Below are 26,062 nucleotides of genomic sequence, written 5' to 3'. Positions count from 1 at the left end.
GGTCGGATCTCCAAGAGGTGATCGGGTGGACCAGGCCAATGAGGGGAAGGACATAGCGATTACGTTTACGTAAACTGCCGACCAACCTCCCAGTCGCATGTCGATCTTCACGTAGCGGAAAATCCCTACTGCGGCAAGCCGTCGAATTGGTGTTCAGCCTTGCCATTTCGGAGGAGGCGCGGAACCGGACCTTGAGGCGCGAGTTATTGTTCCGGTGGGGTTTTCCACCGCTTGGGCTAGCGTTTTTCCGTGTCGGAACCGGCTAGATTCTCGCCCGTTCCGACGCCCCCTCGCAAGGAAGTGAAAACCCCGCCGCGGCCTGGCCGGGCGGGGTTGGCGTTTTCCCAAAGGCCGGGTTCCGTCAGCCGGCCAGCGCGTCGCCGATGCGGCCAAGCGCCTCGTCGCGGCCGAGCACGGCGAGCACGTCGAAGATCGGCGGCGACGTGGTGCGACCGGTGGCGGCCGCCCTGAGCGGCTGCGCCACCTTGCCGAGCTTGAGGCCGGTCTCGGCGGCATAGGCGCGCACCACCTCCTCGGTGGCCGCCGCGCTCCAGTCGGGCAGCGCGCCGAGGCGCGGCAGCAGGTCGGCGAGCGCCGTCTTGCCGGCGGCGTCGAGCAGGGCGGCCGCCTTGTCGTCGGGGGAGAGCGGCCGGCTGGCGAACAGGAAGCCGGCGTTGTCGATCAGCTCGAGAAGCGTCTTGGCGCGCTCCTTGAGGCCGGGCATGGCGGCGGCAAGCTGCGCCTTCTTGCCCGCGTCGAGCTTGGCCTTGAGCGCCGCGCCCTCGGGAATGTGGTCGAGCAGGGCGACGACGTGGTCGACCAGCTCGTCGTCCGGCGTCTGGCGGATGTAGTGGCCGTTGAGATTCTCCAGCTTGCCGAAGTCGAAGCGCGACGGCGAGCGGCCGATGCCCTCGAGATCGAACAGGGCGATCATCTCGTCGGTGGAGAGGATCTCGGCGTCGCCGTGCGCCCAGCCGAGGCGGACGAGGTAGTTGCGGAGCGCCACCGGCAGGTAGCCCATGGCCCGGTAGGCCTCGACGCCCAGCGCGCCGTGGCGCTTGGACAGCTTGGCGCCGTCCGGCCCGTGGATCAGCGGGATGTGCGCCACCTTCGGCATGTCCCAGCCGAGCGCGTCGTAGATGATCTTCTGGCGCGCCGTGTTGGTCAGGTGGTCGTCGCCGCGGATGATCTGGGTGACGCCCATGTCGTGGTCGTCGACCACCACGGCGTGCATGTAGGTGGGCGTGCCGTCCGAGCGCAGGATGATGAAGTCGTCGAGGTCCTTGTTGGGGAAGGTGACGGTGCCCTGAACCGCGTCCTCGATCACCGTCTCGCCGTTGAGCGGCGCCTTGATGCGCACCGACGGCTTGACGCCGGCCGGCGCCTCGGACGGATCGCGGTCGCGCCAGCGGCCGTCGTAGCGCGGCGGCAGGCCGTTGGCCTTGGCGGTCTCGCGCATCTCGTTGAGCTCGTCGGGCGTGCAGTAGCAGTAATAGGCCTTGCCGGCGGCGACCAGCTGGCGCGCCACCTCGGCGTGGCGGGCGGCGCGCTGGAACTGCGAGATCGGCTCGCCCTCCCAGGTGAGGCCCAGCCAGCTTAGCCCGTCGATGATGGCGTCGACGGCGGCCTGCGTCGACCGCTCGCGGTCGGTGTCCTCGATGCGGAGCAGCATCTTGCCGCCGTGCCGCTTGGCATAGAGCCAGTTGAAGAGCGCCGTCCGCGCGCCTCCGATGTGCAGAAAACCGGTGGGAGACGGCGCAAAACGCGTGACGACGGGCGTGGACATCGACGATAGTTCCGAAAAATACCAGGGTTGGCCCGGAGAGGACGGCGGATCGTCGCCGGCCGGACCATTGCGTGGTCGGCGTCTTACAGGAAACCCGTGCGTTTCGCAAAATAAGATCGCGGCGGGGATCGCGTAAGCAACCGAAATAGGCGGCGAGTGTGACGGTCCGGACGGAGACGAGTATCGAGCCTCCCGCGTATCGCCGGCCGGCGGCCGGACCGGCATGGAGGCGCACCCTTTCCGTCCTGGCAAAATCCTTCGCCCGCGACCTCGACGACGGCCGCGGCTTCCTGTGGTGGCCGGTGGCCGCCGCCGTCGGCGCCGCCTTCTATTTCGCCCCGGCGAGCGAGCCTGCGACGGTCGAGCTGGCGCTCGCCGGCCTCGGCGTCGTCGCGGCATTGCTGCTGGTCGTCCGCCGCCACCCGGTCGTGCCGTACCTCGCGGTCCTCGTCGGCCTCGCCTGCGCCGGCTTCCTGCATGCCGCGCTGGCGACGCGCCTTGCCGGCCATCCGGTCTTTCCGTTCGAGCGGACCGTGACGGTGCGCGGCCACGTCGTGGCGGTCGAGGACCGGGGGAAGGGGGCCGCGCGCCTGCTCGTCCGGCCGCAGGAGATGGAGCCCCGCCCGCGCGATGGCCTGCCGCCGCTCGTCCGCGTGACGACGCGCGGCCGGATGCCGGCGCCGGGCGAGGCGGTCAGCATGCTCGCCCGCCTCGCGCCGCCCATGCCGCCGCCGCTGCCGGGCGGCTACGACTTCGCCCGCGTCGCCTGGTTCGCCGGCGTCGGCGCCAGCGGCTTCACCTACGGCGCGGTCAAGCCCTGGCCGCAGGCGCCGCCGCCCGATACCCGGCTGGTCTTGCTGAGCGGCATCGAGACCGTGCGGATGGCGGCGGCCGGCCGCATCCGCGCCGCGCTTCCCGGCGACACCGGCGCCATCGCGGCGGCGCTGATCGTCGGCGATCGCGCCGGCATATCCGAGACCACCAACGAGGCGATGCGCATCGCCGGCGTTTCGCACGTGCTGTCGATCTCCGGCATGCACATGAGCCTGGTCGCCGCCTTCCTGTTCGGCGGCATCCGCCTCGTTCTGGCGCTGGTGCCGCCGCTGGCGCTCACCCTGCCGATCAAGAAGATCGCCGCCGCGCTGTCCATGCTGGGCACCGGCGCCTATTTCGTCGTCTCCGGCATGGACGTGCCGGCGGAGCGCTCGATGATCATGGTGGCGGTGTCGCTCTTCGCCGTGCTGATCGACCGCCGCGCCCTGTCGCTGCGGGTGATCGCCCTGGCCGCCCTCATCACGCTGACGCTGTCGCCGGAGGCGGTGATGGAACCGGGCGCGCAGATGTCGTTTGCCGCCGTGGTGGCGCTGATGGCCGGGCTGGAGGCCTGGCGCGCCCGGCAGGGCGACGTGGCGGATGGCGGCGACGTCAGCCTGCTGGCGCGCACGGTGCGCCGGTTCGCCCTCTGGACCGTGGCGGCGCTGGCGGCGACCGTGGTGGCCGGCCTCGCCACCTTGCCGATGGCCCTCTATCATTTCGGCCGTCTGGCGCCGCTCGGCATGATCGCCAATCTCGTCACCGAGCCGCTGGTGTCGCTCTTGATCATGCCGATGGCGCTGGTTGCCGCGCTTGTCATGCCGCTCGGCCTCGAGGGCGCGCCGCTCGCCGTCATGGGCGCCGGCATCGACGCGATGATCGCCGTGGCCCATGTCGTCGCCGACTGGACGCCCGGCGGCGGCCTCTACGGTCGGCCGATGGGCTGGACCATGCTCGCCGTTGTCGCCGGTGGATTGTGGATCTGCCTGTGGCGCGGAGGCAAGCGCTGGCTCGGGCTGATTGCCGTGGTGACCGGCCTCGCCTTCGTCGGCGCCGGCTCGCCGCCGGACCTGATCGTCGCCGGCGACGGCTCGCTGGCCCTGGTGCGGCAGGAGGACGGGACCTGGCACAAAGTCGGCGGCAAGGGCGGCTTCATGCTGGACGTCTGGATGGCGGCGGTGGGACTCGACCCGGCCGAAAGGCTGCCGCTCGACCGCGACGCCACCTGCGACGCCGAGGCCTGCTGGCTGGACGGCCGCCCCTCGGTCTCGGTCGTCAGCCGGCCGCTGGCCTTCGGCGACGAATGCGCCGTCGCCGCGATCGTGGTGTCCGGGCTGGAGGCGCCGCCCTGGTGCCGGCCGGCCGGCGCGCTGATCGACGGGCGCCGGCTCGCCGTGACGGGCACGCTCACCTACGCCGTCCGGCTGGACGCCGGCGGCATGGTAGATTTGCGGGAAACCGGCCGCGTGCTCGGCATTCCCCGCCGGCCGTGGTTCGCCCCGGCGCGCTGAGTTATGCCTCTTCCTCGGTGGAAGCGGCGAGCATCGCCTCCGTGCACACCCGGTTACGGCCGGCCCGCTTGGCGAGGTAGAGGGCGGTGTCGGCGCGTTCGATCAATGAGACGGCCGTGTCGCCGCGACGGTAGGTCGCCACTCCCACGGACAGGGTGACGAAGCCGAGCGTCTCGCCGGTGGAGCGTTTCTTCAGCTCCTTCTCCTTGACGCTCACCCGGATGCGTTCGGCCAGCGCCTCGGCCCGCGACAGGGTCGCCTTCGGCAGGATGATGGCGAATTCCTCGCCGCCGTAGCGGCAGGCGAGGTGATGCGCCTTGATGGCCTGCTTGACGGAGAGCGCCACCAGGCGCAGCACCTGGTCGCCGGTCTGGTGGCCGAAACTGTCGTTGAACGACTTGAAATTGTCGATATCGGTGATCAGCAGCGACAGGACGCCGTCCGTCTCGGCGGCGTTGGCCACCGCCCGCTCCAGCGACTGGTCGAAATGCTTGCGGTTGGCCAGCGTCGTCAGCTCGTCGGTCAGGGTCTCGAAGCGCAGGGATTCGAGGCTTTCCTTGAGTTCGGAAATCTGTCGCTGGCTGTCGGCGAGCTGCCCTTCCAGCTCGCGGTTGACGTTTTCCGTCTCCTGCGTGGCGACCAGCAGTTCGCCGATGATGCCCCGCAACCGGGAGGGATCGGGCCCGGCGCCCAACTCCGTCGAAGCCTCGGACAGCGTGCCGGCATAGCTGGCATTGGCGGCGATCGTCCTGTTCATCGCCGCCATGACGCCTTCGATCTCGTCGGAAATGCGCCCGCCGACATCCTCGATGCGGTCGGAGAGGCGCGACGGCGAGATGAACTGGTTGTAGATGGCGTTGAGCTCGGTCGTGTCGATGCGGCCCCTGCTGCGCAGGATGTCGTTCACGGCCCGGTTGAGGGCATGGTTGAAGCCGGCACAATAATTGTACCAGAGCTCGTAGTTCCTGGGATAAGCCGCGTTCTCGTTGCGCCTGAGCTGCGCTACGGCCGCCTCGCCATAGCCGATTGTCCGCAGGAACTCTTCCCGATGCGTCATGGTCTCCGCCCGCTGCCCTTGCACGCCTCGTCCATTGATAAATGGCAGGCATGAATTGAGCGTTAAGCAAAGGTGCACGCGATCATGACAATTCGAGCTTTTCCGCCAACACCGGCACCGGGAGGCGGCGAATTTTTCCGGCTGGCCGACCCGATTTGCCACACGCGCCAAACGAAAACGGCGGCCGAAAGGCCGCCGCTCGATGGAGGACTCCTGTCGTCCGGTCAGTTCGCCGTTTTGGCGATGCGGACCGGCCGCAGCAGGAAGGCCGGCACGTGATCGCCGAGCCCGACGACGGCGGGACCGTCGTCGACGTCGCGGCGGGACTGGGAACGCGGCCGCTCGCCGGCCCGGACGGGCTGGCGTTCGGGGCCTCTCTCCGGCCTCGCCTCGCGCTCCGGTCTCGTCTCCCGCTCCGGTCTCGTCTCCCGCTCCGGCCTTGCCTCGCGTTCGGCCCGGGAAGCGCGGCTGCGGCTCGGGCGTGGCGCTTCGTCGGCGGCCTCGGACGGCGCGGCCTCCTGGCGGGTGCGGCGCGAGCGTGACGGCGCGCGGGCCTCGTCGCCGTCCGCCTTGGCGCGGGAACGGCCCTTGCCCTCGGCGCTCTTGCGGCCGCGCGACCGCTTGCGCGCCTCCGGATCGAAGACGATCGGGTCGCCGATCCACTCGATGTCGGTGGTGATCAGCTTCTCGATGGCGGAAAGATGCTTCTCGTCGTCCTGGGTGACCAGCATCACCGCCGTGCCCGACCGGCCGGCCCGGCCGGTGCGGCCGATGCGGTGGACGTAGTCCTCGGCGTGGATCGGCACGTCGTAGTTGAAGACGTGGCTGACGTCGGGGATGTCGAGGCCGCGGGCGGCGACGTCGGAGGCGACCAGCAGCGTCAGCGTGCCCTTCTTGAAGGCGTCGAGCGTCGCCATGCGCGCCCGCTGGTCCATGTCGCCGTGCAGGGCGCCGACGTTGAAGCCGTGCCGGACCAGACTGCGGAACACCACGGCGACGTCGCGCTTGCGGTTGCAGAACACGATGGCGTTCTTGAGGTCCTCGGCGGCGGCGATCTGGGCGCGCAGCGTCTCGCGCTTCTCGAAGTCCTCGGAGCCGGAGACGACGAGGCGCTGGGCCACCGTCGCGGCGGCGGTCGCCGGCTTGGCGACCTCGACCTGCACCGGGTTGTTCAGGAAGTTTTCGGTCAGCGCCTGGATCTCCGGCGGCATGGTGGCCGAGAAGAACAGCGTCTGGTGGTTCTTGGTGACCAGCTTGCAGATGCGCTCGATGTCCGGGATGAAGCCCATGTCGAGCATGCGGTCGGCCTCGTCGATCACCAGGATCTCGACGCCGGTGAGCAGCAGCCGGCCGCGCTCGAAGTGGTCGAGCAGCCGGCCGGGCGTGGCGATCAGCACGTCGGCGCCGCGGTCGAGCTTGCGGTTCTGGTCGTCGAAGGAGACGCCGCCGATCAACAGAGCGATGTTGAGGTTGTTGTTGACCGAATATTTGACGAAGTTCTCCTCGACCTGCGCGGCGAGTTCGCGCGTCGGCTCGAGGATCAGCGTGCGGGGCATGCGGGCGCGGGCGCGGCCGCTCTCGAGGAGCGTCAGCATCGGCAGCACGAAAGCGGCGGTCTTGCCGGTGCCCGTCTGGGCGATGCCGATGACGTCGCGGCCGGCGACGGCGTGCGGAATGGCTTCCGCCTGGATCGGCGTCGGAGTCGTATAGCCAGCCGCTTCAACGGCCGCCATTACGCTGGCGCTCAGTCCGAGATCAGAAAAATTCATGTGGTGTGCGGTCTCTTGGATTGGGGGGATTCGAACACTGGAGGCAGGCGAATCCACACGCTTCCGGGTCGTCTTGAAACGATCCGGACATGGTGGGAGACCATAGGTGGAATCGTCGGCATGTCAATCAATTCCTGCCGGATTGAGCGTTTATTGTTACTTCAAACGGCCGGGAAGCGGTTTCGGAGGCCTCCGAGGCACGTTTCGGCCCCTCCGGACGCCAAGTTGAACCTCGCCACCACATCGGCCCATGCCAGTTGATCGACCGATCTTCTTGGCCGGGAAAGAATTCTACGTGTCCTCACCTAGAAGGGCATGAGGAGCGGCACGAGAAGCACGGCGACCAGCAAGGCGACTACGGCAAACGGCGTTCCGAGCCGGACGAAATCGGCGAAGCGATAACCGCCCGGACCGACCACCAGCGTATTCACCGGCGACGACACCGGCGTCATGAAGGCGGTGGAGGCGGCCAGCGCGACCGTCATCGCGAAGGGGTAGGGCGAGGCGCCGATATCGGCCGCCACGGCGAGGGCCACCGGCGCCATCAGCACGGCGGTGGCGGTGTTGGAGACGAACAGGCCGAGAAGCGCCGTTGCCGCGAACAAGACCGCCAGCATGATCCGGGGCTGCGCGTCGCCGAAGGTGCCGGCCACCGCCGAAGCCACCAGATCCACGCCGCCGGTCCGCTCGAGAGCCAGCGCGAAGGGCAGCATGCCGACGATCAGGATCAGGGTCGGCCAACTGATCGCCCGGTAGGCCGATTTCATGTCGGTGCAGCCGAAGGCGCCCATGGCGAGGCAGGCCAGCAGCGCCGCGTGGGCGTTGGCGAGGATGCCGCTGGCCATGGCGGCGATCATGGCGACGAGGATCGCCACGGCGAACGGCGCATGGCGGCGGGCCGGGGCATAGTCGTCGGCCTCGCGCGGCAGGTCGAGCAGAACGAGGTCGGCAGTGGCGTCGCCGAGCCGGCGGATCGCCTTCCAGTCTCCGGCCAGGAGCAGCGTATCGCCCGGCTGAAAGACGACATCGGCCAGCGATCCCTCGATCGCCATCGGTCCGCGCTTGATGCCGATCACCGTCAGGCCGCGGGCGGTGCGGAACCGGCTCGTCACCGGCGTCAGGCCGGCGAGCCCGGAGTCGGGCGGCACGATCGCCTCGGCCATGCCGATCTCGTCGGCGCCGTCGACGAAGTAGGAGCCGCTGAGCGGCAGGCCGGAAAGCCGGTGGGTCCGCCGGAAGGCGTCGAGGTCGAAGGTCTTGGCGACGATGTCGATCAGCAGGATGTCGCCGGCCACGAGCTCGGTCGCTGCTTCCGGCCGTATCAGCCGGCGGGCCAGTCTTCCCGCCCTCTCGATGGCGATGATGTTGATGCCGGCGCTGGCGCGCAGGTCGAGCTCTCCGAGCCGATGGCCGAGAAGGTCCGAGGTGGCGTCGATGCGCAGCCGCGCCTCGCGCGCCGCGAGGCCGTATTCGTCGACCCAGTCCTTGAGGCCGGGGCGGGCCGCCGGGCCGCCGGCCAAACCCGATCCCGGCAGGAAGCGGCGCACCAGCAGCATGTAGGCGACGGCGAGCACCAGGACCGGCAGGCCGAAAGGCGTGAAGGCGAAAAAGCCGAAGCCGTCGTGGCCGCGCCGGATCAGCTCGGCATTCACCACCATGTTGGGGGGCGTCGCCACCAGCGTCATCATGCCGGAAATCAGCGCCGCCATGGACAGCGGCATCATCAGGTGGCCGGGCGGCAGCCGCATGGTGCGGGCGATGCGCAGGACGATGGGAATGAAGATGGCGACGACGCCGGTCGAGCTCATGAAGGCGCCGAGGCCGGCCACCGCCAGCATCAGCAGGACGATGAGGCGCAATTCGCTGCCGCCGGCGGCCCTGGCGATCAGGGCGCCCAGCGCCCCGGCGACACCCGTCCGCACCAGGGCATCGCCGACCACGAACAGCGCGGCGATCAGGATGACGCTCTGATCGGCAAAGCCGGCGAGCGCTTCCGGCACGCTGACGATGCCGGTCAGCGGCAGCGCCACGATCACCATCAGCGCCACGGCGTCCATCGACGGCCGGCCGCGGGCGAACAGCACGACGGCCACGACGAGCAGGGCGAGGACGATGGCGAGATCGGCGGTCATGCGGGCTCCCCGGCGGACGGACGTTGGGCGACAGTAAGTCGCCTCATCCGCCGGCGCCAGCCTGAAGCCGGGCTCAGATGTCCAGATCCTCGGCGAACTCGGCGTTTTCCTGGATGAACTGGAAGCGGCCTTCTGGCTTGTTGCCCATCAGCCGCTCCACCGAATCCGCCGTCATCTCCGCCTCGTCCTCCACCAGCACGACGCGCAGCAGCGTGCGGGTCTTCTTGTCCATGGTGGTTTCCTTGAGCTGCGACGGCATCATCTCGCCGAGGCCCTTGAAGCGGCCGATCTCCGGCTTCTTGTTCTTGAAGACGGTGCGGAGCAGCTCCTCGCGGTGGGCGTCGTCGCGGGCATAGATGGTCTTGCCGCCGTGGGTGAGGCGGTAGAGCGGCGGCACGGCGAGGTAGAGGTGGCCGCCACGGATGAGCTGCGGCATCTCGCGGTAGAAGAAGGTGATCAGCAGCGAGGCGATGTGGGCGCCGTCGACGTCGGCGTCGGTCATCACGATCACCTTGTCGTAGCGCAGGTCGTCCTCGTGGTAGTGCGAGCGGGTGCCGCAGCCGAGCGCCTGCAGCAGGTCGGACAGCAACTGGTTGGCCGTCACCTTGTCGCGGCCGGCGCTCGCCACGTTGAGGATCTTGCCGCGAAGCGGCATCACCGCCTGGCTGGCGCGGTCGCGCGCCTGCTTGGCCGAGCCGCCGGCCGAGTCGCCCTCGACGATGAACAGTTCGGAGCCTTGGGCGGCGTTCTGCGTGCAGTCGGCGAGCTTGCCGGGCAGGCGCAGCTTGCGGACGGCGCTCTTCCGGAGAACGTCCTTTTCCTGGCGGCGGCGCAGGCGCTCGTCGGCGCGCTCGACGATCCAGTCGAGCAGCCGGCCGGACTGCTGCGGCGAGGCGGTCAGCCAGTGGTCGAAGGCGTCCTTGACCGCCGTCTCGACGATGCGGGCGGCTTCGGCGGTGGACAGCTTGTCCTTGGTCTGGCCGACGAACTCCGGCTCGCGCACGAACACCGACAGCATGGCGCCGGCCGACGTCATCACGTCCTCGGGCATCACCTGGGCCATGCGCTTGTTGCCGGCCATCTCGCCATAGGCCTTCAGCGAGCGGGTCAGCGCCAGGCGCAGGCCCTGCTCGTGCGTGCCGCCGTCCGGCGTCGGGATGGTGTTGCAGTAGGAGTTGACGAAGCCGTCGCCGGCGAACCAGGAGACCGCCCATTCGACGGTGCCGTGGCCGCCGGTGCCGACGCGGCCGGCGAACAGGTCGTCGGTCACCCGCTTCTCGCCGTCCAGCGCCTCGACGAGGAAGTCCTTGAGGCCGCCGGGGAACTTGAACACCGCCTCGGCCGGCGTCTTCGAGCCCTCGACCAGCGACGGATCGCAGGACCAGCGGATCTCGATGCCGCCGAACAGATAGGCCTTGGAGCGGGCCATCTTGAAGATGCGCGCCGGCTCGAAGCGGGCGTCTTTTCCGAAGATCTGCGGGTCCGGCTTGAAGCGCGTCTTGGTGCCGCGCCGGTTCATGGTCTCGCCGAGCCGCTGCAGGCCGCCCTGCGGCACGCCGCGCGAGAAGCTCTGCTTGTAGAGCTGGCGGCCGCGCGCCACCTCGACGTCCAGCCACTCGGACAGCGCGTTGACCACCGAGACGCCGACGCCGTGCAGGCCGCCGGAGGTCTCGTAGACCTTGCTGTCGAACTTGCCGCCGGCGTGCAGCGTGCAGAGGATCACCTCCAGCGCCGACTTGCCCGGAAACTTCGGATGCGGATCGACGGGAATGCCGCGGCCGTTGTCGTTGACGGTGAGGAAGCCGTCGGCATCGAGCCGCACCTCGATCCACGAGGCATGGCCGGCCACCGCCTCGTCCATCGAGTTGTCGATCACCTCGGCGAACAGGTGATGCATCGCCTTGTCGTCGGTGCCGCCGATATACATGCCCGGCCGCCGGCGCACCGGCTCGAGCCCTTCCAGAACCTCGATGGCCGACGCGTCATAGACCGCTTCGGCCGGCGCGGCGGGCTCGGCGCGCGGTCGCGCCGCCGCCTTGGGCGCACGAACGGGTGCCGCCGCGGCGGGCGCCGCGCTCGCCGGCGGCAGGGTTCCGAACAGGTCGTCGTCCTTTTTCATGCGTTCCGTCTTCGTCCTATCGCCGCCCGCCGCCGCGAGAAGGTGATTCGCGGCGTCCGGAGTGTGCCATGCCGGCGGCTGCGGCGCCAATCGCGTTCTTCATGTGTTCCCGGTCAAGCGCCACCGGTCAATATGCCGCCGGTGTCGTTGAGGCGTTCTTAACCCCGGCCGTCGCAAGCTCCTAGAAGTTCATTGGTGGTTTGTCATGCGTCGAAACCAGTATCAAGACGGCGTGCTCCGGGAACTCGGAGCCGTCCACACCCATGCCTTCGTCGCCGGTCATCGCCTCGGCGGCATGCGGCGCCATCTTCAGGAGGTGGCGGCCGAGCCGCCGCTCACCGGCGGCATCTTTGCCCTGCCGGCGGTGCTGGTGCTGCTGTCGCTGACGGCGCTGGTCTTCCTCATCGCCTGATTTTGCCGCTGGCAATCGCCGCCGCGAAGCGCTAGGGAAACCGCCCCCAGTTTTTCGGAGAGCGGTCATGGCGGCGGCAGGCCTCGATTTCGGCACGTCCAACACCACGCTCGGCGTCGTCAGCGGCGGCCGGGCCGACATGGTGCGCCTCGAGGGCGACGAGGAGACGCTGCCGAGCGCCACCTTCTATCATCAGGATGGTTCCATCTCGGTTGGGCGCGCCGCCATCGCCGCCTATGTCGGCGGCGAGCACGGCCGCCTGATGCGGGCGCTGAAGTCGGTGCTCGGCTCGGCGCTGATGGAAGAGACGACGCTGGTCGGCAGGAGCCGCGTCAAGTTCCGCGACGTGCTGAAGCGCTATCTCGCCGAAGTGAAGAAGCGGGGCGAGGCGGCGGCCGGCGCGCCGCTCACCCATCTCGTCCACGGCCGGCCGGTGCATTTCGTCGACGGCAACGCCGAGGCCGACCGCCTGGCCGAGACGACGCTGCATGCCATCGCCCGCGATCTCGGCTTTCGGGAAGTCTCCTTCCAGTACGAGCCGATCGCCGCCAGCCTGGATTACGAGCAACAGCTGTCCCGCGAAGAGCTGGCGCTGATCGCCGATATCGGCGGCGGCACCTCCGACTTCTCGATCGTCCGCCTCGGGCCGGAGCGGGCGAAGAAGGCCGAGCGCGCCTCGGACGTGCTCGCCAACGACGGCGTGCGCATCGGCGGCACCGATTTCGACCGTCACCTCAGCCTCGGCAGGGTGATGCCGCTCCTCGGCTTCCGCTCCAAGCTCGCCCGCGGCGAGATCGACGTGCCCTCGGTCTACTACCACGACCTCGCCACCTGGTCGGCGATCAACCGCCTCTACGAATCCCGCGTTCACCGCGAGCTCGTCGACCTCGAAAAGCGCGCCGCCGCGCCGCGTCTCATCCAGCGGCTGATGAGGGTGGTCGACGACGAGCGCGGCCACACCCTGGCCATCGAGGTGGAGGCGGCCAAGATCGCCGTCGCCGAGCAGGGCGCGGTCGCCGTTCCCTTCGACTGGCTGGAACGGGGCCTGTCCACCCATATCGATCACGCCGAACTCGTCCGTCATACCGGCGAGCTTGCCGGCCGCATCGGCGCCCGCGTCGACGCCTGCCTCGCGGCGGCCGGCGTCGCGGCTTCCGACATCGACGCCGTGTTCCTGACCGGCGGCTCCACCCGGCTCGAACACGTGCGCGCCGCCATCCTGGCGGCAGTGCCGGAGGCGCGCGTCGTCACCGGCAACGTGTTCGGCTCGGTCGGCACCGGCCTCGCGGTGGAAGCGGCGCGGCGTTACGGCTGACCGCTCAGCCGCTCCTTGCGAAAACGGCGGCGTCCTTCACCTGCTCCTCGCTGGGGTGGACGCCGGTGTAGAGCACGAACTGCTCGAGCGCCTGCAGCACGGCGACGTCGGCGCCGGAGATCCGCTTGCGGCCGGCTTTCTCGGCCGCCCGCATCAGCGGGGTCTCGATCGGCAGCGCCACCACGTCGAACACCGTCTCCGCCGCCTCGATCGCCGCCGGCGGAAAGGCGAGGTTCTCCGCCTCGGCGCCGCCGGTCATGCCGACCGGCGTGGCGTTGATGATCAGCGGCGCCGTCAACCCGTCGGCGGTCGCCGCCCAGTCGAAGCCGTAGAGCTCGGCGAGCGCCCGGCCGGTCGCCGCGTTGCGGGCAATGACCATACCGGCGCGATGGCCGCGGTTGCGCAATGCCGCCGACACCGCCTTGGCCATGCCGCCGGAGCCGGCGAGCAGGAAGGGCGTCGAGGGCGCGATCTCCGCGTGATCGAGCAGGTCGAGCACGGCGCTGTAGTCGGTGTTGTAGCCGGTCAGCCAGCCGTCGTCGTTGACGATGGTGTTGACGCTGTCGATGGCCGCCGCCGAGCCCTCGATATGGTCGAGAAGCGGAATGACCGCCTCCTTGAACGGCATGGAAACGGCGCAGCCGCGGATGCCGAGCGCCCGGATGCCGCCGATCGCCGCCGGCAGGTCCCTGGTGGTAAAGGCCTTGTAGATGTAGTCGAGCCCGGTGAGCTCGTAGAGCCGGTTGTGGAAGCGCGAGCCGAACTTGCCGGGGCGGCCGGCCAGCGACATGCAGAGTCTCGTCGACGGACCTATGGGCGGCTTGGCGGACATGTTCTTCTCCCATCGTAAGGTCCGGCGATCATAGGCGTCCGGCCGCCCGGCGGGAAGCTGCCTACGGTTGGCCATCCCGCGTCCCGGAACGAAAAAGCCGCCCGGCCTTGCGGCGGGCGGCTCGTCGGAACCGGACGCCTCGCGGCGCCCGGCCTGTCCGGGGACGTGCCTCAGACCGAGTAGTACATGTCGAACTCGACCGGATGCGGCGTCATCTCGTAGCGCATGTTCTCTTCCATCTTCAGCTCGATCCAGCTGTCGATGAAGTCGTCGTCGAACACGCCGCCGGCCTTCAGGAAGTCGCGGTCGGCGTCGAGCGAGGCGAGGGCTTCGCGCAGCGAACCGGCAACGGTCGGAATGGACTTCAGTTCCTCAGGCGGCAGGTCGTAGAGGTTCTTGTCCATGGCATCGCCCGGATGGATCTTGTTCTTGATGCCATCGAGGCCGGCCATCAGGAGCGCGGCGAAGCAGAGATAGGGGTTGGCGGCCGGATCCGGGAAGCGGGTCTCGACGCGCTTGGCCTTGGGGTTGGTCGTGTAGGGAATGCGGCAGGAGGCCGAACGGTTGCGGGCCGAATAGGCGAGCAGCACCGGCGCCTCGTAGCCCGGCACCAGGCGCTTGTAGCTGTTGGTCGACGGGTTGGAGAAGGCGTTGATCGCCTTGGCGTGCTTCAGGATGCCGCCGATGTAGAACAGGCAGGTCTCGCTGAGGTCGTTGTAGAGGTTGCCCGCGAACACCGGCTTGCCGTCCTTCCAGATCGACTGGTGGACGTGCATGCCCGAGCCGTTGTCGCCGAACACCGGCTTCGGCATGAAGGTGGCCGTCTTGCCGTAGGCGTGGGCGACCTGGTGGATGGCGTACTTGTAGATCTGCAGGTGGTCGGCCATGCGGGTCAGCGACGAGAACTTCATGCCGAGCTCGTGCTGGGCGGAGGCCACCTCGTGGTGGTGCTTCTCGACGACGACGCCCATCTCGGCCATGGCCGACAGCATCTCCGAGCGCATGTCCTGCAGGCTGTCGATCGGCGGCACCGGGAAATAGCCGCCCTTGGTGCGGACGCGGTGGCCGAGGTTGCCCGACTCGTATTCGGTGTCGCCGTTGGTCGGCAGCTCGACCATGTCCAGCTTGAAGCCGGTGTTGTAGGGCGTCGCCGAGAAGCGGACGTCGTCGAACACGAAGAACTCGGCTTCCGGACCGAAGAACACCTTGTCGCCGATGCCGAGCGAGGCGACGTAGGCCTCCGCCTTCTTGGCGATCGAGCGCGGGTCGCGGCTGTAGGACTGGCCGGAGGCGGGGTCGACGATGTCGCAAACGATGACCAGCGTGGTCTGCGCGAAGAACGGATCGATGAAGGCCGATTCCGGATCGAGGATCAGCGTCATGTCGGATTCGTTGATCGCCTTCCAGCCGGCGATCGACGAGCCGTCGAAGGCGGTGCCGTTCTCGAGCATGTCCTCGTCGACGAGGCCGATGTCGAACGTCACGTGCTGCCACTTGCCGCGCGGGTCGGTAAAGCGCAGGTCAACGTACTTGACGTCGTTGTCCTTGATCATTTTCAAAACGTCAGCACCAGTGGTCATTTGCCCTTCCTTTCGGGTTTTCTGGTCTTGCCGGGGCACTCCCCGGCCAAACGAATGGCCGGTCGGGGTTCCCCAATTTTTCCTGGATCATCCTTGCCGGCGGTCCACCTCCGGGATGGACCGGGCGCGGCGTCAGATCGCGTCGTTGCCGGATTCGCCGGTACGGATGCGGATGGCGTCCTCCACCGGCGAGACGAAGATTTTGCCGTCGCCGATGCGTCCGGTCTGAGCCGCGTTGCGGATCGCGTCGACGGCCTTGGCGACCATGTCGTCGGTCATGACGACCTCGATCTTCACCTTCGGCAGGAAGTCGACGACATATTCGGCGCCCCGATAAAGCTCGGTATGGCCCTTCTGGCGGCCGAAGCCCTTGGCCTCGGTGACGGTGATGCCCTGAAGCCCCACTTCCTGCAGCGCTTCCTTCACCTCGTCCAGCTTGAAGGGCTTAATGATAGCCTCGATTTTCTTCATCGACCCCTTGTCTCCGTTGCTCCTGGCGCCCCGCGCGAGGCGATTTTTCCACCCTGCGCCGACCGAGACGCAGCCTCTCAAGCATTCGACGTGCCAGTTCGGCACCATGGCGGTTCCTGGCGAAAAATGAGGCGATCACCGATGCGGGAGCGAGAAATATATCGAGGAATGCCCAATGAAGCGGCCTAAATCTTATGCAAATGGGTGTCGATTAGGCAAAATGCGGCGTCCTTAAGGGAAACTTCAGCGGTTGAAGGCCGCTGAGGAAGACGACGCCAACCGCCGCCCGACGCGGCATTTGTCGCTTTCCGCTCAAGGGTGTAGAGGGAAAGCGGCCCCGTCCGCGGACGGGGCGCCGCGCTCGAAACGCCGAGGGAGAAACCGGATGCATGGCGAACTGCTGCTGACCCCGGCCGAGATGGGCCGCGCCGACGCTCTGACCATAGCCGGCGGGGTTTCCGGCGAGCGGCTGATGGAGAACGCCGGCTACGCCGTTGCCGACGTCGTCTGCGTCCGCTTCAACCAGGGGACCCGGGCCGTCGTGCTGTGCGGCATGGGCAACAACGGCGGCGACGGCTTCGTCATCGCCCGCGTTCTCAAGCAGCGCGGCTTCATCGTGCGCGTGGCGCTCGCCCTGCCGGAGGGCATGACCGCCCGCGATCTCAAGGGCGACGCCGCCGGCGCCGAGCGGGCCTGGCGCGGCGAGACGCTGCCGGCGGAGCCCGGCCTCTTCGACGGCATGGCGGTGATCGTCGACGCGCTTTATGGCGCCGGCCTCAGCCGCGACGTTTCCGGCCGCGACGGCGAATTGATCGCCGCCGTCAACGCCGCCCGCGCCAGGGGCGCGCGCGTCTACGCCGTCGACCTGCCGAGCGGCATCGACGGTGGCAGCGGCGAAGTGCGGGGAACGGCGGTCGTCGCCGACGAGACGGTCACCTTCTTCCGCCGCAAGCCGGGACATCTGCTGCTGCCCGGACGCACCCATTGCGGCCGCCTGCACCTTGCCCAGATCGGCATCGGTCCGAAGGTGCTGGCGGAGATCGCCCCGACGGCCGCCGCCAACGGCCCGGCGTTATGGGCCGGCTGCTGGCCGGATGCCGCCATCGACAGCCACAAGTACAGCCGCGGCACGGCGCTGGTGGCGTCGGGGCCGCTCCTCTCCTGCGGCGCCGCCCGCCTGGCCGCCGAGGCGGCGCTCAGGGCCGGCGCCGGCATCGTCACCGTGGCGACGCCGCCGGACGCCGTCGCCACCGTCGCCGCCTGGCGTGCCGCCTTCGTCGTCAGGCCGGCGGCCGACAGGACGGCGCTCGCCGAGCTCCTCGGCGAACCGCGCCTGCGGGCGGCGGTGCTGGGGCCGGGCCTCGGCCTCGGCGACGACGTCTGGCCGGCCATCCGCGCCGCGCTTAAAGGCGACATGGCGCTGGTGCTCGACGCCGACGCCATCACCCAGGCCTCCCGCCGCCCCGACGAGGCCTTCGCCCTGATAAAGGCGCGCGCGGCCGGCGTGGTGCTGACGCCGCACGAGGGCGAGTTCGCGCGCCTCTTTCCGGACATCGGCGGCTCGAAGCTCGATCGCGCCCGCGCGGCGGCCGCGCAGTCCGGCGCCGTGGTGCTGCTCAAGGGGCCGGACACGGTGATCGCCCATCCCGACGGCCGCGCCGTCATCAACGAGAACGGCACGGCGGTGCTGGCCACCGCCGGCTCCGGCGACGTGCTGGCCGGCATCATCGGCGGCTTGCTGGCCGCCGGCCGCCCCGCCTTCGAGGCGGCGGCGCTCGCCGCCTGGATGCACGGCGAGGCCGGCCGTATCGCCGGCCCCGGCTCGATCGCCGACGAAATCGCCGGGGCGCTGCGCGACGTGCTCGCCAAGGGCTGCCCGGAAGCGAAGGCGACCTTCGCAGGTGGGGCGGAGGAAGAAAACGTCGTCGCCACGGATTGAGGCGACGCCGCCGCGCCGGACATCCGGGCCGCGGCGACCGGAAAACGGCCGCCGAAACGCTCTTCGGTGACCGCAGACCAAGACGGCATCTCCATAAAAGCCCGGAATTCCGGGATTTTTTGTCCGCCGGATCGGGATTTTTGAACAGGGTCGTCTATTTAGTCGAAAAAATGCCTGACGGGGGTTCCCCTTTCACCGGCAAGTCGCTATATACCGCCCGTCGCCGCAAACACGGCGCTTGACGCGGGGTGGAGCAGCCCGGTAGCTCGTCAGGCTCATAACCTGAAGGCCGCAGGTTCAAATCCTGCCCCCGCAACCATCTCAACTTGCGATATAAAATTGCGCAAATCAGCCGCCCCGACCGGGCGGCTTTTTTGCATTCGCAAGTTCTGATGGGTGCGCCTCCCCGCAACCATCTCAACTTGTGATTGGCCCGCCTCACTGGCGGGCCTTTTGCTCTTCAGCGAAATCGCAAGGATTCCAGCCAGATCGCCACGTACGTCGATCTTCAGCTCATCGTCCTTGGGCGTCAGGATAATGTCCTGCACCAGCGAGCGCAGCACGTCGGCGGCTACCATGCGCTTGGCCTCGGAATCCTCCTGAAGCGCCGCATACAGTTCGTCGACCTGGACGTGGTAGTGATGTGCCATGTTGGGGTGCAGAAGGGGCGGTGGCTCCTCCACCTCTTCTAGAAACGCCTTCAGCTCATTCTGACGAACTTCCAGCTCCTTCATTTGCTTCATCATGCGCGTAGGTGTGTCGCCGTCACCGGAGGCCATGATGAGCTTCATCAGCTTGTCCAGCTCCCGGTCGATCCGCTTGACCTCGGCTTCGGCCTGGTCGATCGACGCTCGCCCTTCCATGCGCAGCCGGTTCATCTCGCGGGTGAATTCCTCGCAGAAATCCTTGAACAGCCCCGGGTCCATCAGGTGATGGCGCAGGGCGTTCAGAACGCGCGCTTCGAGCTGGTCGCGGCGGATGTTCCTGCGATTGGCGCAGGTGCCCTTGTTGCGGGCCGTCGAGCAGCCGACCAGGTTGGCCGAGATCATCGAATAGCCACCGCCACAACAGCCGCACTTGGTCAGACCCGAAAAGAGGTATTTGGGTCGCCGGCGGTCGCGGAAATGGTTGTCTGTCTGACTGTCGTCGTCCGACCTCGTATGCTTGATGGCTGCCTGACGCGCCTTCGCGGTCTGCCAGAGATCGTCGTCGAGAATACGCAGTTCGGGAACGTCCTGGACGATCCACTCGGACTCAGGGTTCAACCGCGCTTGGCGCTTGCCGGTATCGGGGTCCTTGATGAAGCGCTGGCGGTTCCAGACCAGCTTGCCGATATACATTTCGTTGTTAAGGATGCCATTCCCCCGCTTCACATTGCCATTGATCGTGCTGAAGCCCCACTCGCCGCCACCTGGGGCGGCGATAACGTCCTTGTTCAGCTCCATCGCGATCCGCTTGGGGGACTTGCCGGCGACATAGTCCCGGAAGATACGGCGGACGACATCAGCCTGAAACTCGTTGATGGTCCGGCCGCCGCGCACCGGCTCGCCATTGCCGTCGAGCTGCTTGACGACATCGTAGCCGTAGGCATTGCCACCGCCCGACTTGCCCAATTCGATCCGACCGCGCTGTCCGCGGCGGGTCTTATCGGCGAGATCCTTGAGGAACAGCGCATTCATCGTGCCTTTGAGCCCGACGTGCAGATGCGTGACTTCGCCCTCCGAGAGGGTGACGATTTTCACATCGGAGTAGGCCATGCGCTTGAAGAGCCCGGCGATATCCTCCTGATCGCGCGACAGGCGATCCATTGCCTCAGCCAGCACGAGCTGGAAGCGACCGCGCGTCGCGTCGGAGATCAGGGCCTGGATGCCGGGACGGAGAAGCGAAGCGCCGGAGATGGCGTGATCGGTATATTCCTCGGCCACCTGCCAGCCCTGTTTCTCGGCGTGAAGACGGCAGATGCGGAGCTGGTCGGCGATCGACGCGTCGCGCTGGTTGTCCGAGGAATAGCGGGCATAGATCGCGACCTTCACGATGCACTCTCCTGTAATCTCAGGAGCGCGGCGCGCGACAGCGTTCCTTCATCTGTTCCTCGTACACCGCCCGTGCGGCACGACGGGCGAGCAGGCGCACCAACTCGACCAGGCGCGGGTCGGAACCGTCGCCCCGGCGCACAAGCGTCAATTCCGGCTCGACAAGCCGAAGCGCGCTCCTCTGCTTTGGGCGATTGCCATGGTCCATCGTTGCGCCGTTTGAAGCCCGTTACAAGTCGATCGGCTTCACGATCGTCGCAAAACCATGTGCAAGCAACTGAAATCAAAGAGAAATGCTCCGCGGCATATGGGGCAGGTTTGTCGGCAATAGCGATATCTGGCGTGGCGTAGCGTGCCGTAGCAGACGGAAAATACTGGCGCAGGCCCAGGATATTCCCCGACTCACCGAACATCTCGGAAGCGCGTGTCGTCATCCTGTCCTCGCTTGCCAGAACCAAAAATTTGGTATATATATCCAGATATAACATGGAGGCGGCCGATGATCAATCCCGCACAGAAGAAGGCGATTCAGAATTATCGCGCGCGCCTGACCCAGCGCGGGCTCACCCGCTTCGAGATCATGGCGCTCGAGTCCGACCGCGAACTGATCCGCACGCTTGCCCGTCGTCTGACTGAGGAAGGACCGGAAGCGGAGCAGCTCCGTTTGGCCGTGAAAACGGCCGTGTCCGGTGAGCCGCCCAAGCCGGGCAACATCCTCACCGCCTTGCGCCGCTCGCCCCTGGTCGGCGCCGACCTCGACCTGTCACGCCCACGTGAAGAGGGGCGCAAGGTCGATCTATGACGCGCTATCTTCTCGACACCAACATCATCAGCAACATCGTCAAACCGAAACCTTCCGACTCGCTGCTGGCCTGGATGGCCGAGCAACGCGACGAGGGCCTGTTCATCGCCTCGCTTACGGTTGCTGAAATCCGGCGCGGCATTCTCGAAAAGCCACGTGGCAAGAAGCGCGATGCGCTTGATGCCTGGTTTGTCGGTCCCGAAGGACCGCAGGCGCTGTTCGATGGCCGCATCCTGCCGTTCGACGATAAGGCCGGTCTGATCTGGGCGCGGTTGATGGCGGAAGGGAAGGCGGCTGGTCGGCCGCGGAGCGGGCTCGACATGATCATCGCGGCCGTCGCCAGTTCCAACGACTGCGTGGTCGTGACCGACAACGAAAAGGACTTCGCCGGGATTCAGATCGTCAATCCATTGCGGGGATGACGCAAGCTGAGCAACCTGGAACGCGCGACTCGGACGAGATGCCCGAACGAGATGCCAGGCCGGGGCGGTGTTTCAGTTATTGCAGTTGTGAACCCGTTCGACTATATTGACTGGTCAGGAGAACCCGTCATGGCCAGCCAGGTCGTCAAATTCGCCGGTCTCTCGGACCGGGAACGCAAGAAGGTGTCGCCTCTGCCCAAGCTGGCCGAAGGCGATCGCGTCGAGCTGCGCGTCCGGCGCCGCGACGGCCAGGATCAGACCGTCGCGCTGCCGCCGGCGGCGGCCAGCGCTGTCGAGACGCTGATCACGCGCCTGCTCAGCGGCGAGCGCGTGGCGGTTCTCGCCGAGGATCAGGAGCTGAGCCCCACCGAGGCGTCTGCGATCCTCGGCATCTCGCGCCCGCTCGTCGTGTTGCGGATGGATCGCGGCGATCTGCCCTTCCGCTATGTCGGCAAGCACCGCCGCGCACTGCTCAAGGACGTGCTGGCGCTGAAGGCGAAGCTCGACGTTCGGCGCAAGGCCATGGAGGACTTGGCCGCCGACGCCGAAGATCTCCATGTCCGCTATGGCATTTAGTCCCGCCGTCGCAGTTTACGACGCCTGCATCCTCTACCCGTTCCATTTGAGGAACATCGTCGTTCAGGTGGCGGTCGACGGTCTGGTCGACGCGCGGTGGACGGACGTGATTCACGACGAATGGATGCGAAACCTCCTGGCCAATACGCCGGGCCTTCCGGCCGAGCACCTGGAGGCCACGAAGCAGCTCATGCATGTCGCGCTGCCGGAGGCGACAGTCGCCGGCTACGAACAGCACATCCAGACCGTCAAATTGCCTGATCCCGATGACCGCCATGTCGCTGCGGCCGCGATCGAGGCCGGCGCGTCGATGATCGTCACTTGGAACCTGCGTGACTTCCCAGTCGCCGAGTTGAGGAAGCATGGCCTGGTGCGGCAGTCGCCGGACGCTTTCCTCGTCGGCCTTTATGAGCAGGCTCCGGACATGCTGGTCGGTTCGCTTGCGAATGCACGGAGCAATCTCAGCCGGTCGCGTGTCTCAGCTGTCGGCTTCGTCGACATTCTGCGCGACCAGAAGCTCGTCAAACTGGCGGCGCAGATCGAGAAGCATGTCGGCGATCTGTAGGATGGCTTTCTCCGTTTCCTGAAGTCCTGATCCAGGGCTTTGCGTCTTTGCGGTTTTACGGCGGGGGAAAGCCTTCCCCCTGGCCGGCACGTCGTTGCCGGCACACCCCCTTCTGCGGGGAGACCCCGCAACGCCCCCTTTTAGAGTGAGAGTGCGGACCGGGTTTACCGTGACGGGTTGAGGGCCGGAGGAGAGGCTTCCGGCACCCGTCGCGGAGAACCGCGATGTCCAGACAGGATCGCAGCACGCGCCCAGGCTCGGATCGGGCGAGCCTTTACGACGACATCACCAACAAGATCATCGGCGAACTGGAGGCAGGCCGCTTCCCCTGGGTCCAGCCTTGGGGGCCAGCCACGGCCAAGGCGCCGCTCGCCATGCCGAGGAACGCCGCCACCGGCCGGCACTATTCGGGGATCAATGTCCTGATCCTCTGGGGCGCCGTGGTCGAGCATGGTTTCCCCGGCCAGAGCTGGCTCACCTTCCGCCAGGCGCTCTCGCTTGGCGGCAATGTCCGCAAGGGCGAGCGCGGCACCACCGTCGTCTATGCCGACCGCTTCACCCCGGAGGACGAGAAGCGCCGTGCCCGCGAGACCGGCGAGGAGGCCCAGGCGATTCCGTTCCTGAAGCGCTTCACGGTGTTCAACGCGGCTCAGTGCGACGGTCTGCCCGAGGAGATCGCGGCCGTCGCGCCGCCACCGCCGCCGGGCCTGATCGAGCCGCGCGTCGAAGCCCTGATCCGGGCGACCGGCATCGACTTCCGCATCGGCGGCAACCGCGCCTTCTATGTCCCCTCGCAGGACTTCGTACAGGTGCCCCCTCCGCAGGCGTATTTCGAGCCGATCAACTGGCATCGGACGGCGCTGCATGAGCTCGGCCACGCCACCGGCCATCCGTCCCGCCTGAACCGGGACTTCTCCGGCTCCTTCGGCACCAAGAAGTACGCCTTCGAGGAACTGATCGCCGAAATCAACGCGGCCTTCTGCTGCGCCTCGCTCGGCATCGCACCGACCGTCCGCCATTCCGACTACCTCGGTTCCTGGCTGGAGGTGCTGCGCGAGGACAACCGCGCCATCGTCCGCGCCGCCTCGCAGGCCAGCAAGGCGGCCGACTGGCTGCTGTCCTTCCTGCCGGACGCCGATAGCCCCGCTGTCGAGCTGGAACCCTCGATCGACAGGAGGGCAGCATGATCCTCCTGACCGACGAGCTCCGCGAGCAGCTTCTCGCCAACGGCCGCCAGCGCGATGTCGATCACATGCCGGTCGTCAAATTCTTCAACCCGCTCGGCGAAGGTGTCTGGCTCGCCGCCGAACTGGACGCCGACGGCGATACGCTCTTCGGCCTTGCCGATCTCGGCGACCCCGAGCTGGGCAGCTTCTCGCTCGAGGAAATGGCATCGATCCGCCTGCCGTTCGGCATGGGGATCGAACGTGACATCCTCTTTTCCGGTCTCGTCCCGATCTCGGTTTGGGCCGAGGCTGCGCGCCAGGCCGGCAGCATCCGGGCGGCGGAGCGCATCGTCTATGCCGCGACGGGCGCCCGGCGGGAGGGCGCGTGATGCCCTTCCGTCTTTGACGCAGGCCCGAACCCTATGGGGTACGTCGCGCAAAGCCGGAAAAGCGGATGTCCGTGTTTCCGGCTTTGCGCTTCCGTGCATCTCCGTTTCGCCGGTTGGGCGGCGCTGCCCTCCTGTAGAGTGAGAGGGCGGCGCTTCGTTTCGTGACGGGTTTTGGGTCGAGAGAGGCTCTCGGCGCCCGTCGCGGAGACTGCCACGATGGCCACTGCCACCCAGAAAATCACCCTGTCGCCCTCGCGCGACATTCCCTTCAACAAGCTCGTGCTCAGCCAGTCGAACGTCCGCCGCGTCAAGGCCGGCGTTTCGGTTGAGGAACTGGCCGAGGACATTGCTCGCCGCGGCACGCTCCTCCAGAGCCTCAACGTCCGCCCGGTTCTCGATGCCGACGGCCATGAGACCGGCATGTTCGAGGTGCCGGCCGGCGGCCGCCGTTATCAGGCCCTCGCGATCCTGGTGAAGCAGAAGCGTCTCGCCAAGACCGCGCCCGTACCTTGCGTCGTACGCGATCCCTCGACGCCGATCCTCGCCGAGGACGACAGCCTGGCGGAGAACACCCAGCGGGTGCCGCTGCATCCGCTCGACCAGTTCAGGGCGTTCCTTGAGCTGCGCACCAAGGGCATGACCGAGGAGGAGATTGCCGCAGCCTATTTCACCACCGTCCAGGTCGTGAAGCAGCGCCTGCGCCTCGCCGCGGTCTCGCCCGCGTTGCACGAGGTCTATGCCGAGGACGGCATGACCCTCGAAATGCTCATGGCGTTCACGGTCAATCCCGATCATGCGCGCCAGGAGCAGGTCTGGGAAACGATCCAGAACGCCTACAACCGCCAGCCTTGGCATATCCGCCAGTTGCTGACCGAGACCACGATCCCCGCCTCCGACAAGCGCGCCCTGTTCGTCGGCGTCGAAGCCTATGAGCAGGCGGGCGGCGTGGTGCTGCGCGATCTGTTCGAGGCCGACGAAGGCGGCTGGCTCCAGGATCCCGCGCTTCTCGACCGGCTCGTCTCCGACAAGCTGAAGGCCATCGCCGAGGAGATCGCCGCCGAGGGCTGGAAGTGGATCGCCGTCGATACCGATCTGCCCTATGGGTACAATGGTGGTCTTCGTGCGCAGACCTTCACCCTCGTCGATCTGACCGACGACGAACGGGCGGCCCGCGAAGCGCTGCGCGAGGAATACGACCGGATCGAAGCCGAATACGAAGGCGCCGACGAACTCCCCGACGAGATCGACCAGCGCCTCGGTGCGATCGAGACGGCGCTCGAAGCCTTCGAGAAGCGCCCGGTCATCTACGATCCGGCCGATATCGCCCGCGCCGGCGTCTTCATCAGCATCGACCGCGACGGCGAGATTATCGTCGATCGCGGCTATGTCCGGCCCGAGGATGAGGCGCCGATTAGCGCCAATGGCGCCGAGGACAATTCCGAGACCACCGAGACCGATGTCGCGTCGGTCGGCAGCGTCCAGCGCGCCGTCATCACCATCGGTGGTCAGCCAAGCGAACCGGAGGAGGATGACGAGGAAGACGTCATCAAGCCGCTCCCCGAACGGCTCGTAACCGAGCTGACAGCCCATCGCACGCTGGCGCTTCGCGATGCGGTCGGCGCCAATCCCCACGTTGCGCTCACGGCCCTGCTGCACAAGCTGGTGCGCGACACCTTCCACCACACCGGCACGTCGGGCGCGAGCCTGCAGGCGTCCGTCAATCATGTCTTCTTCCGCGAGCAGGGCAAGGATCTGGCCGACACCTCCTATGCGAAGTCGGTCACCCAGCGACACGAGGACTGGAAGGCGGACCTGCCGGCGGACGAGGATGCCCTCTGGGACTGGCTCGCCGCTCTCGACGACGCCAGCCGGCTGGCGCTGCTCGCCCATTGCGTTAGCTATGGGATCAACGCGCTCTACGAGCGGCCCAATCCCTACAGCGGCAGCGGCGTGTCGCAGTCCGCTCTCGACCGGCGCATGGCCGAGGCGGATCGGTTGGCCCGCGCTACCGGCCTCGACATGGTGGACGCCGGCTTCCGCCCCACGGTCGAGAACTATCTCGGGCGTGTCACCAAGCCCCGCATCCTCGCGGCCGTCCGCGAAGGCGCCGGCGAGCGTGCGGCCCAGCTCATCGACCATCTGAAGAAGGGCGACATGGCCAAGGAGGCCGAGCGCCTGCTGGCCGATACCGGCTGGCTGCCGGAACCGCTGCGCCTGATCGACCATGACGAGCCGGTCGACGCGGTCGCGGCCGAGGAAGGCGACGAGGCGCTTCCGGCCTTCCTGGCCGACGATGAGGAAGAGCCCTCGGACGAAGAGTCCGAAGCCCCGCTCACCGCCGCGGCGGAATAACACGACGGCGTGGGGCGGTTC

Annotated in this window: 20 protein-coding genes and 1 tRNA gene; 12 read left to right on the top strand and 9 right to left on the bottom strand. The window is 67.6% G+C overall.

Going from position 1 to position 26,062, the window contains the following annotated elements:
• Positions 1–361: 361 nt before the first annotated feature.
• The gene (gltX, locus tag CJ014_RS09385; protein ID WP_100080216.1) at positions 362–1,786 is read right to left on the bottom strand and encodes a glutamate--tRNA ligase; all 1,425 of its coding nucleotides are present in this window, start codon (positions 1,784–1,786) and stop codon (positions 362–364) included.
• 158 nt (positions 1,787–1,944) lie between these two features.
• On the opposite strand from gltX, the gene CJ014_RS09380 reads away from it, so the two are divergent.
• Positions 1,945–4,110 carry a ComEC/Rec2 family competence protein gene (locus CJ014_RS09380; RefSeq protein ID WP_100080215.1) on the top strand — a complete coding sequence of 722 codons (2,166 nt, stop codon included), beginning with the start codon at positions 1,945–1,947 and terminating at the stop codon, positions 4,108–4,110.
• A gap of 1 nt (position 4,111) precedes the next feature.
• On the opposite strand, the gene CJ014_RS09375 is transcribed toward CJ014_RS09380, so the two are convergent.
• The 4 genes from CJ014_RS09375 to parE form a co-directional block, all read right to left on the bottom strand.
• A complete protein-coding gene (locus CJ014_RS09375) occupies positions 4,112–5,167 on the bottom strand; it encodes a GGDEF domain-containing protein (RefSeq protein ID WP_100080214.1) in 1,056 nt (351 codons plus the stop codon).
• Between the two features lie 224 nt (positions 5,168–5,391).
• Positions 5,392–6,936, bottom strand: a complete 1,545-nt coding sequence (locus tag CJ014_RS09370) for a DEAD/DEAH box helicase (RefSeq protein WP_100080213.1) — start codon at positions 6,934–6,936, stop codon at positions 5,392–5,394.
• 305 nt (positions 6,937–7,241) lie between these two features.
• Positions 7,242–9,068, bottom strand: a complete 1,827-nt coding sequence (locus CJ014_RS09365) for an SLC13 family permease (RefSeq protein ID WP_100080212.1) — start codon at positions 9,066–9,068, stop codon at positions 7,242–7,244.
• A 73-nt stretch (positions 9,069–9,141) separates the two neighbouring features.
• The gene (parE, locus tag CJ014_RS09360; RefSeq protein ID WP_100080211.1) at positions 9,142–11,187 is read right to left on the bottom strand and encodes a DNA topoisomerase IV subunit B; all 2,046 of its coding nucleotides are present in this window, start codon (positions 11,185–11,187) and stop codon (positions 9,142–9,144) included.
• 205 nt (positions 11,188–11,392) lie between these two features.
• On the opposite strand from parE, the gene CJ014_RS09355 reads away from it, so the two are divergent.
• Positions 11,393–11,599 (top strand): hypothetical protein, encoded by a 207-nt coding sequence (locus CJ014_RS09355; protein ID WP_133121831.1) that lies wholly within the window; start codon positions 11,393–11,395, stop codon positions 11,597–11,599.
• A 67-nt stretch (positions 11,600–11,666) separates the two neighbouring features.
• Positions 11,667–12,914, top strand: coding sequence for an Hsp70 family protein (locus CJ014_RS09350; protein ID WP_100080209.1), 1,248 nt, complete (start codon positions 11,667–11,669; stop codon positions 12,912–12,914).
• Positions 12,915–12,918: 4 nt separating this feature from the next.
• Here the strand turns inward: CJ014_RS09350 and CJ014_RS09345 are convergent, their stop codons facing one another.
• The 3 genes from CJ014_RS09345 to CJ014_RS09335 form a co-directional block, all read right to left on the bottom strand.
• Positions 12,919–13,746 (bottom strand): shikimate 5-dehydrogenase, encoded by an 828-nt coding sequence (locus CJ014_RS09345; RefSeq protein ID WP_100080208.1) that lies wholly within the window; start codon positions 13,744–13,746, stop codon positions 12,919–12,921.
• 170 nt (positions 13,747–13,916) lie between these two features.
• On the bottom strand, positions 13,917–15,326 hold the full coding sequence (glnA, locus tag CJ014_RS09340) for a type I glutamate--ammonia ligase (RefSeq protein WP_100080207.1): 1,410 nt from the start codon (positions 15,324–15,326) through the stop codon (positions 13,917–13,919).
• A 132-nt stretch (positions 15,327–15,458) separates the two neighbouring features.
• Positions 15,459–15,797, bottom strand: a complete 339-nt coding sequence (locus CJ014_RS09335) for a P-II family nitrogen regulator (protein WP_026790983.1) — start codon at positions 15,795–15,797, stop codon at positions 15,459–15,461.
• A 385-nt stretch (positions 15,798–16,182) separates the two neighbouring features.
• Between CJ014_RS09335 and CJ014_RS09330 the strand changes: the two genes are divergently transcribed.
• A complete protein-coding gene (locus tag CJ014_RS09330) occupies positions 16,183–17,736 on the top strand; it encodes an NAD(P)H-hydrate dehydratase (protein WP_245427221.1) in 1,554 nt (517 codons plus the stop codon).
• 242 nt (positions 17,737–17,978) lie between these two features.
• Positions 17,979–18,055 (top strand) — tRNA-Met (locus CJ014_RS09325).
• Here the strand turns inward: CJ014_RS09325 and CJ014_RS09320 are convergent.
• Positions 18,012–19,769, bottom strand: coding sequence for a recombinase family protein (locus CJ014_RS09320; protein ID WP_100080372.1), 1,758 nt, complete (start codon positions 19,767–19,769; stop codon positions 18,012–18,014). The two genes, CJ014_RS09325 and CJ014_RS09320, sit on opposite strands and share 44 nt — an antisense overlap.
• Positions 19,770–20,268: 499 nt before the next feature.
• Here CJ014_RS09320 and CJ014_RS09310 point away from each other — a divergent pair, with 499 nt between their 5' ends.
• The 7 genes from CJ014_RS09310 (at position 20,269) to CJ014_RS09280 (ending at position 26,041) form a co-directional block, all read left to right on the top strand.
• Positions 20,269–20,571 carry a hypothetical protein gene (locus tag CJ014_RS09310; RefSeq protein WP_100080205.1) on the top strand — a complete coding sequence of 101 codons (303 nt, stop codon included), beginning with the start codon at positions 20,269–20,271 and terminating at the stop codon, positions 20,569–20,571.
• The gene (locus CJ014_RS09305) at positions 20,568–20,993 is read left to right on the top strand and encodes a PIN domain-containing protein (protein WP_100080204.1); all 426 of its coding nucleotides are present in this window, start codon (positions 20,568–20,570) and stop codon (positions 20,991–20,993) included. The genes CJ014_RS09310 and CJ014_RS09305 overlap by 4 nt, the downstream gene beginning before the upstream one ends.
• Before the next feature lie 129 nt (positions 20,994–21,122).
• Positions 21,123–21,569 carry an excisionase gene (locus tag CJ014_RS09300; RefSeq protein WP_100080203.1) on the top strand — a complete coding sequence of 149 codons (447 nt, stop codon included), beginning with the start codon at positions 21,123–21,125 and terminating at the stop codon, positions 21,567–21,569.
• Positions 21,550–22,134: a PIN domain-containing protein gene (locus CJ014_RS09295; RefSeq protein WP_245427219.1), complete on the top strand. Its 585-nt coding sequence runs from the start codon at positions 21,550–21,552 to the stop codon at positions 22,132–22,134. The genes CJ014_RS09300 and CJ014_RS09295 overlap by 20 nt, the downstream gene beginning before the upstream one ends.
• 224 nt (positions 22,135–22,358) lie before the next feature.
• Positions 22,359–23,321 (top strand): ArdC family protein, encoded by a 963-nt coding sequence (locus tag CJ014_RS09290; protein WP_100080202.1) that lies wholly within the window; start codon positions 22,359–22,361, stop codon positions 23,319–23,321.
• Entirely contained in the window at positions 23,318–23,689 is a 372-nt protein-coding gene (locus CJ014_RS09285) for a DUF2958 domain-containing protein (protein ID WP_100080201.1), read from the top strand. The genes CJ014_RS09290 and CJ014_RS09285 overlap by 4 nt, the downstream gene beginning before the upstream one ends.
• Positions 23,690–23,905: 216 nt before the next feature.
• Positions 23,906–26,041 carry a ParB/RepB/Spo0J family partition protein gene (locus CJ014_RS09280; RefSeq protein ID WP_100080200.1) on the top strand — a complete coding sequence of 712 codons (2,136 nt, stop codon included), beginning with the start codon at positions 23,906–23,908 and terminating at the stop codon, positions 26,039–26,041.
• Positions 26,042–26,062: the final 21 nt, after the last annotated feature.

The sequence above is a fragment of the Pleomorphomonas carboxyditropha genome (assembly GCF_002770725.1).
In the GTDB taxonomy this organism is placed as follows: Bacteria; Pseudomonadota; Alphaproteobacteria; order Rhizobiales; family Pleomorphomonadaceae; genus Pleomorphomonas; species Pleomorphomonas carboxyditropha.
Note: the sequence above shows the minus strand (reverse complement) of the source record. Positions and strands in the feature narration are given on the sequence as shown.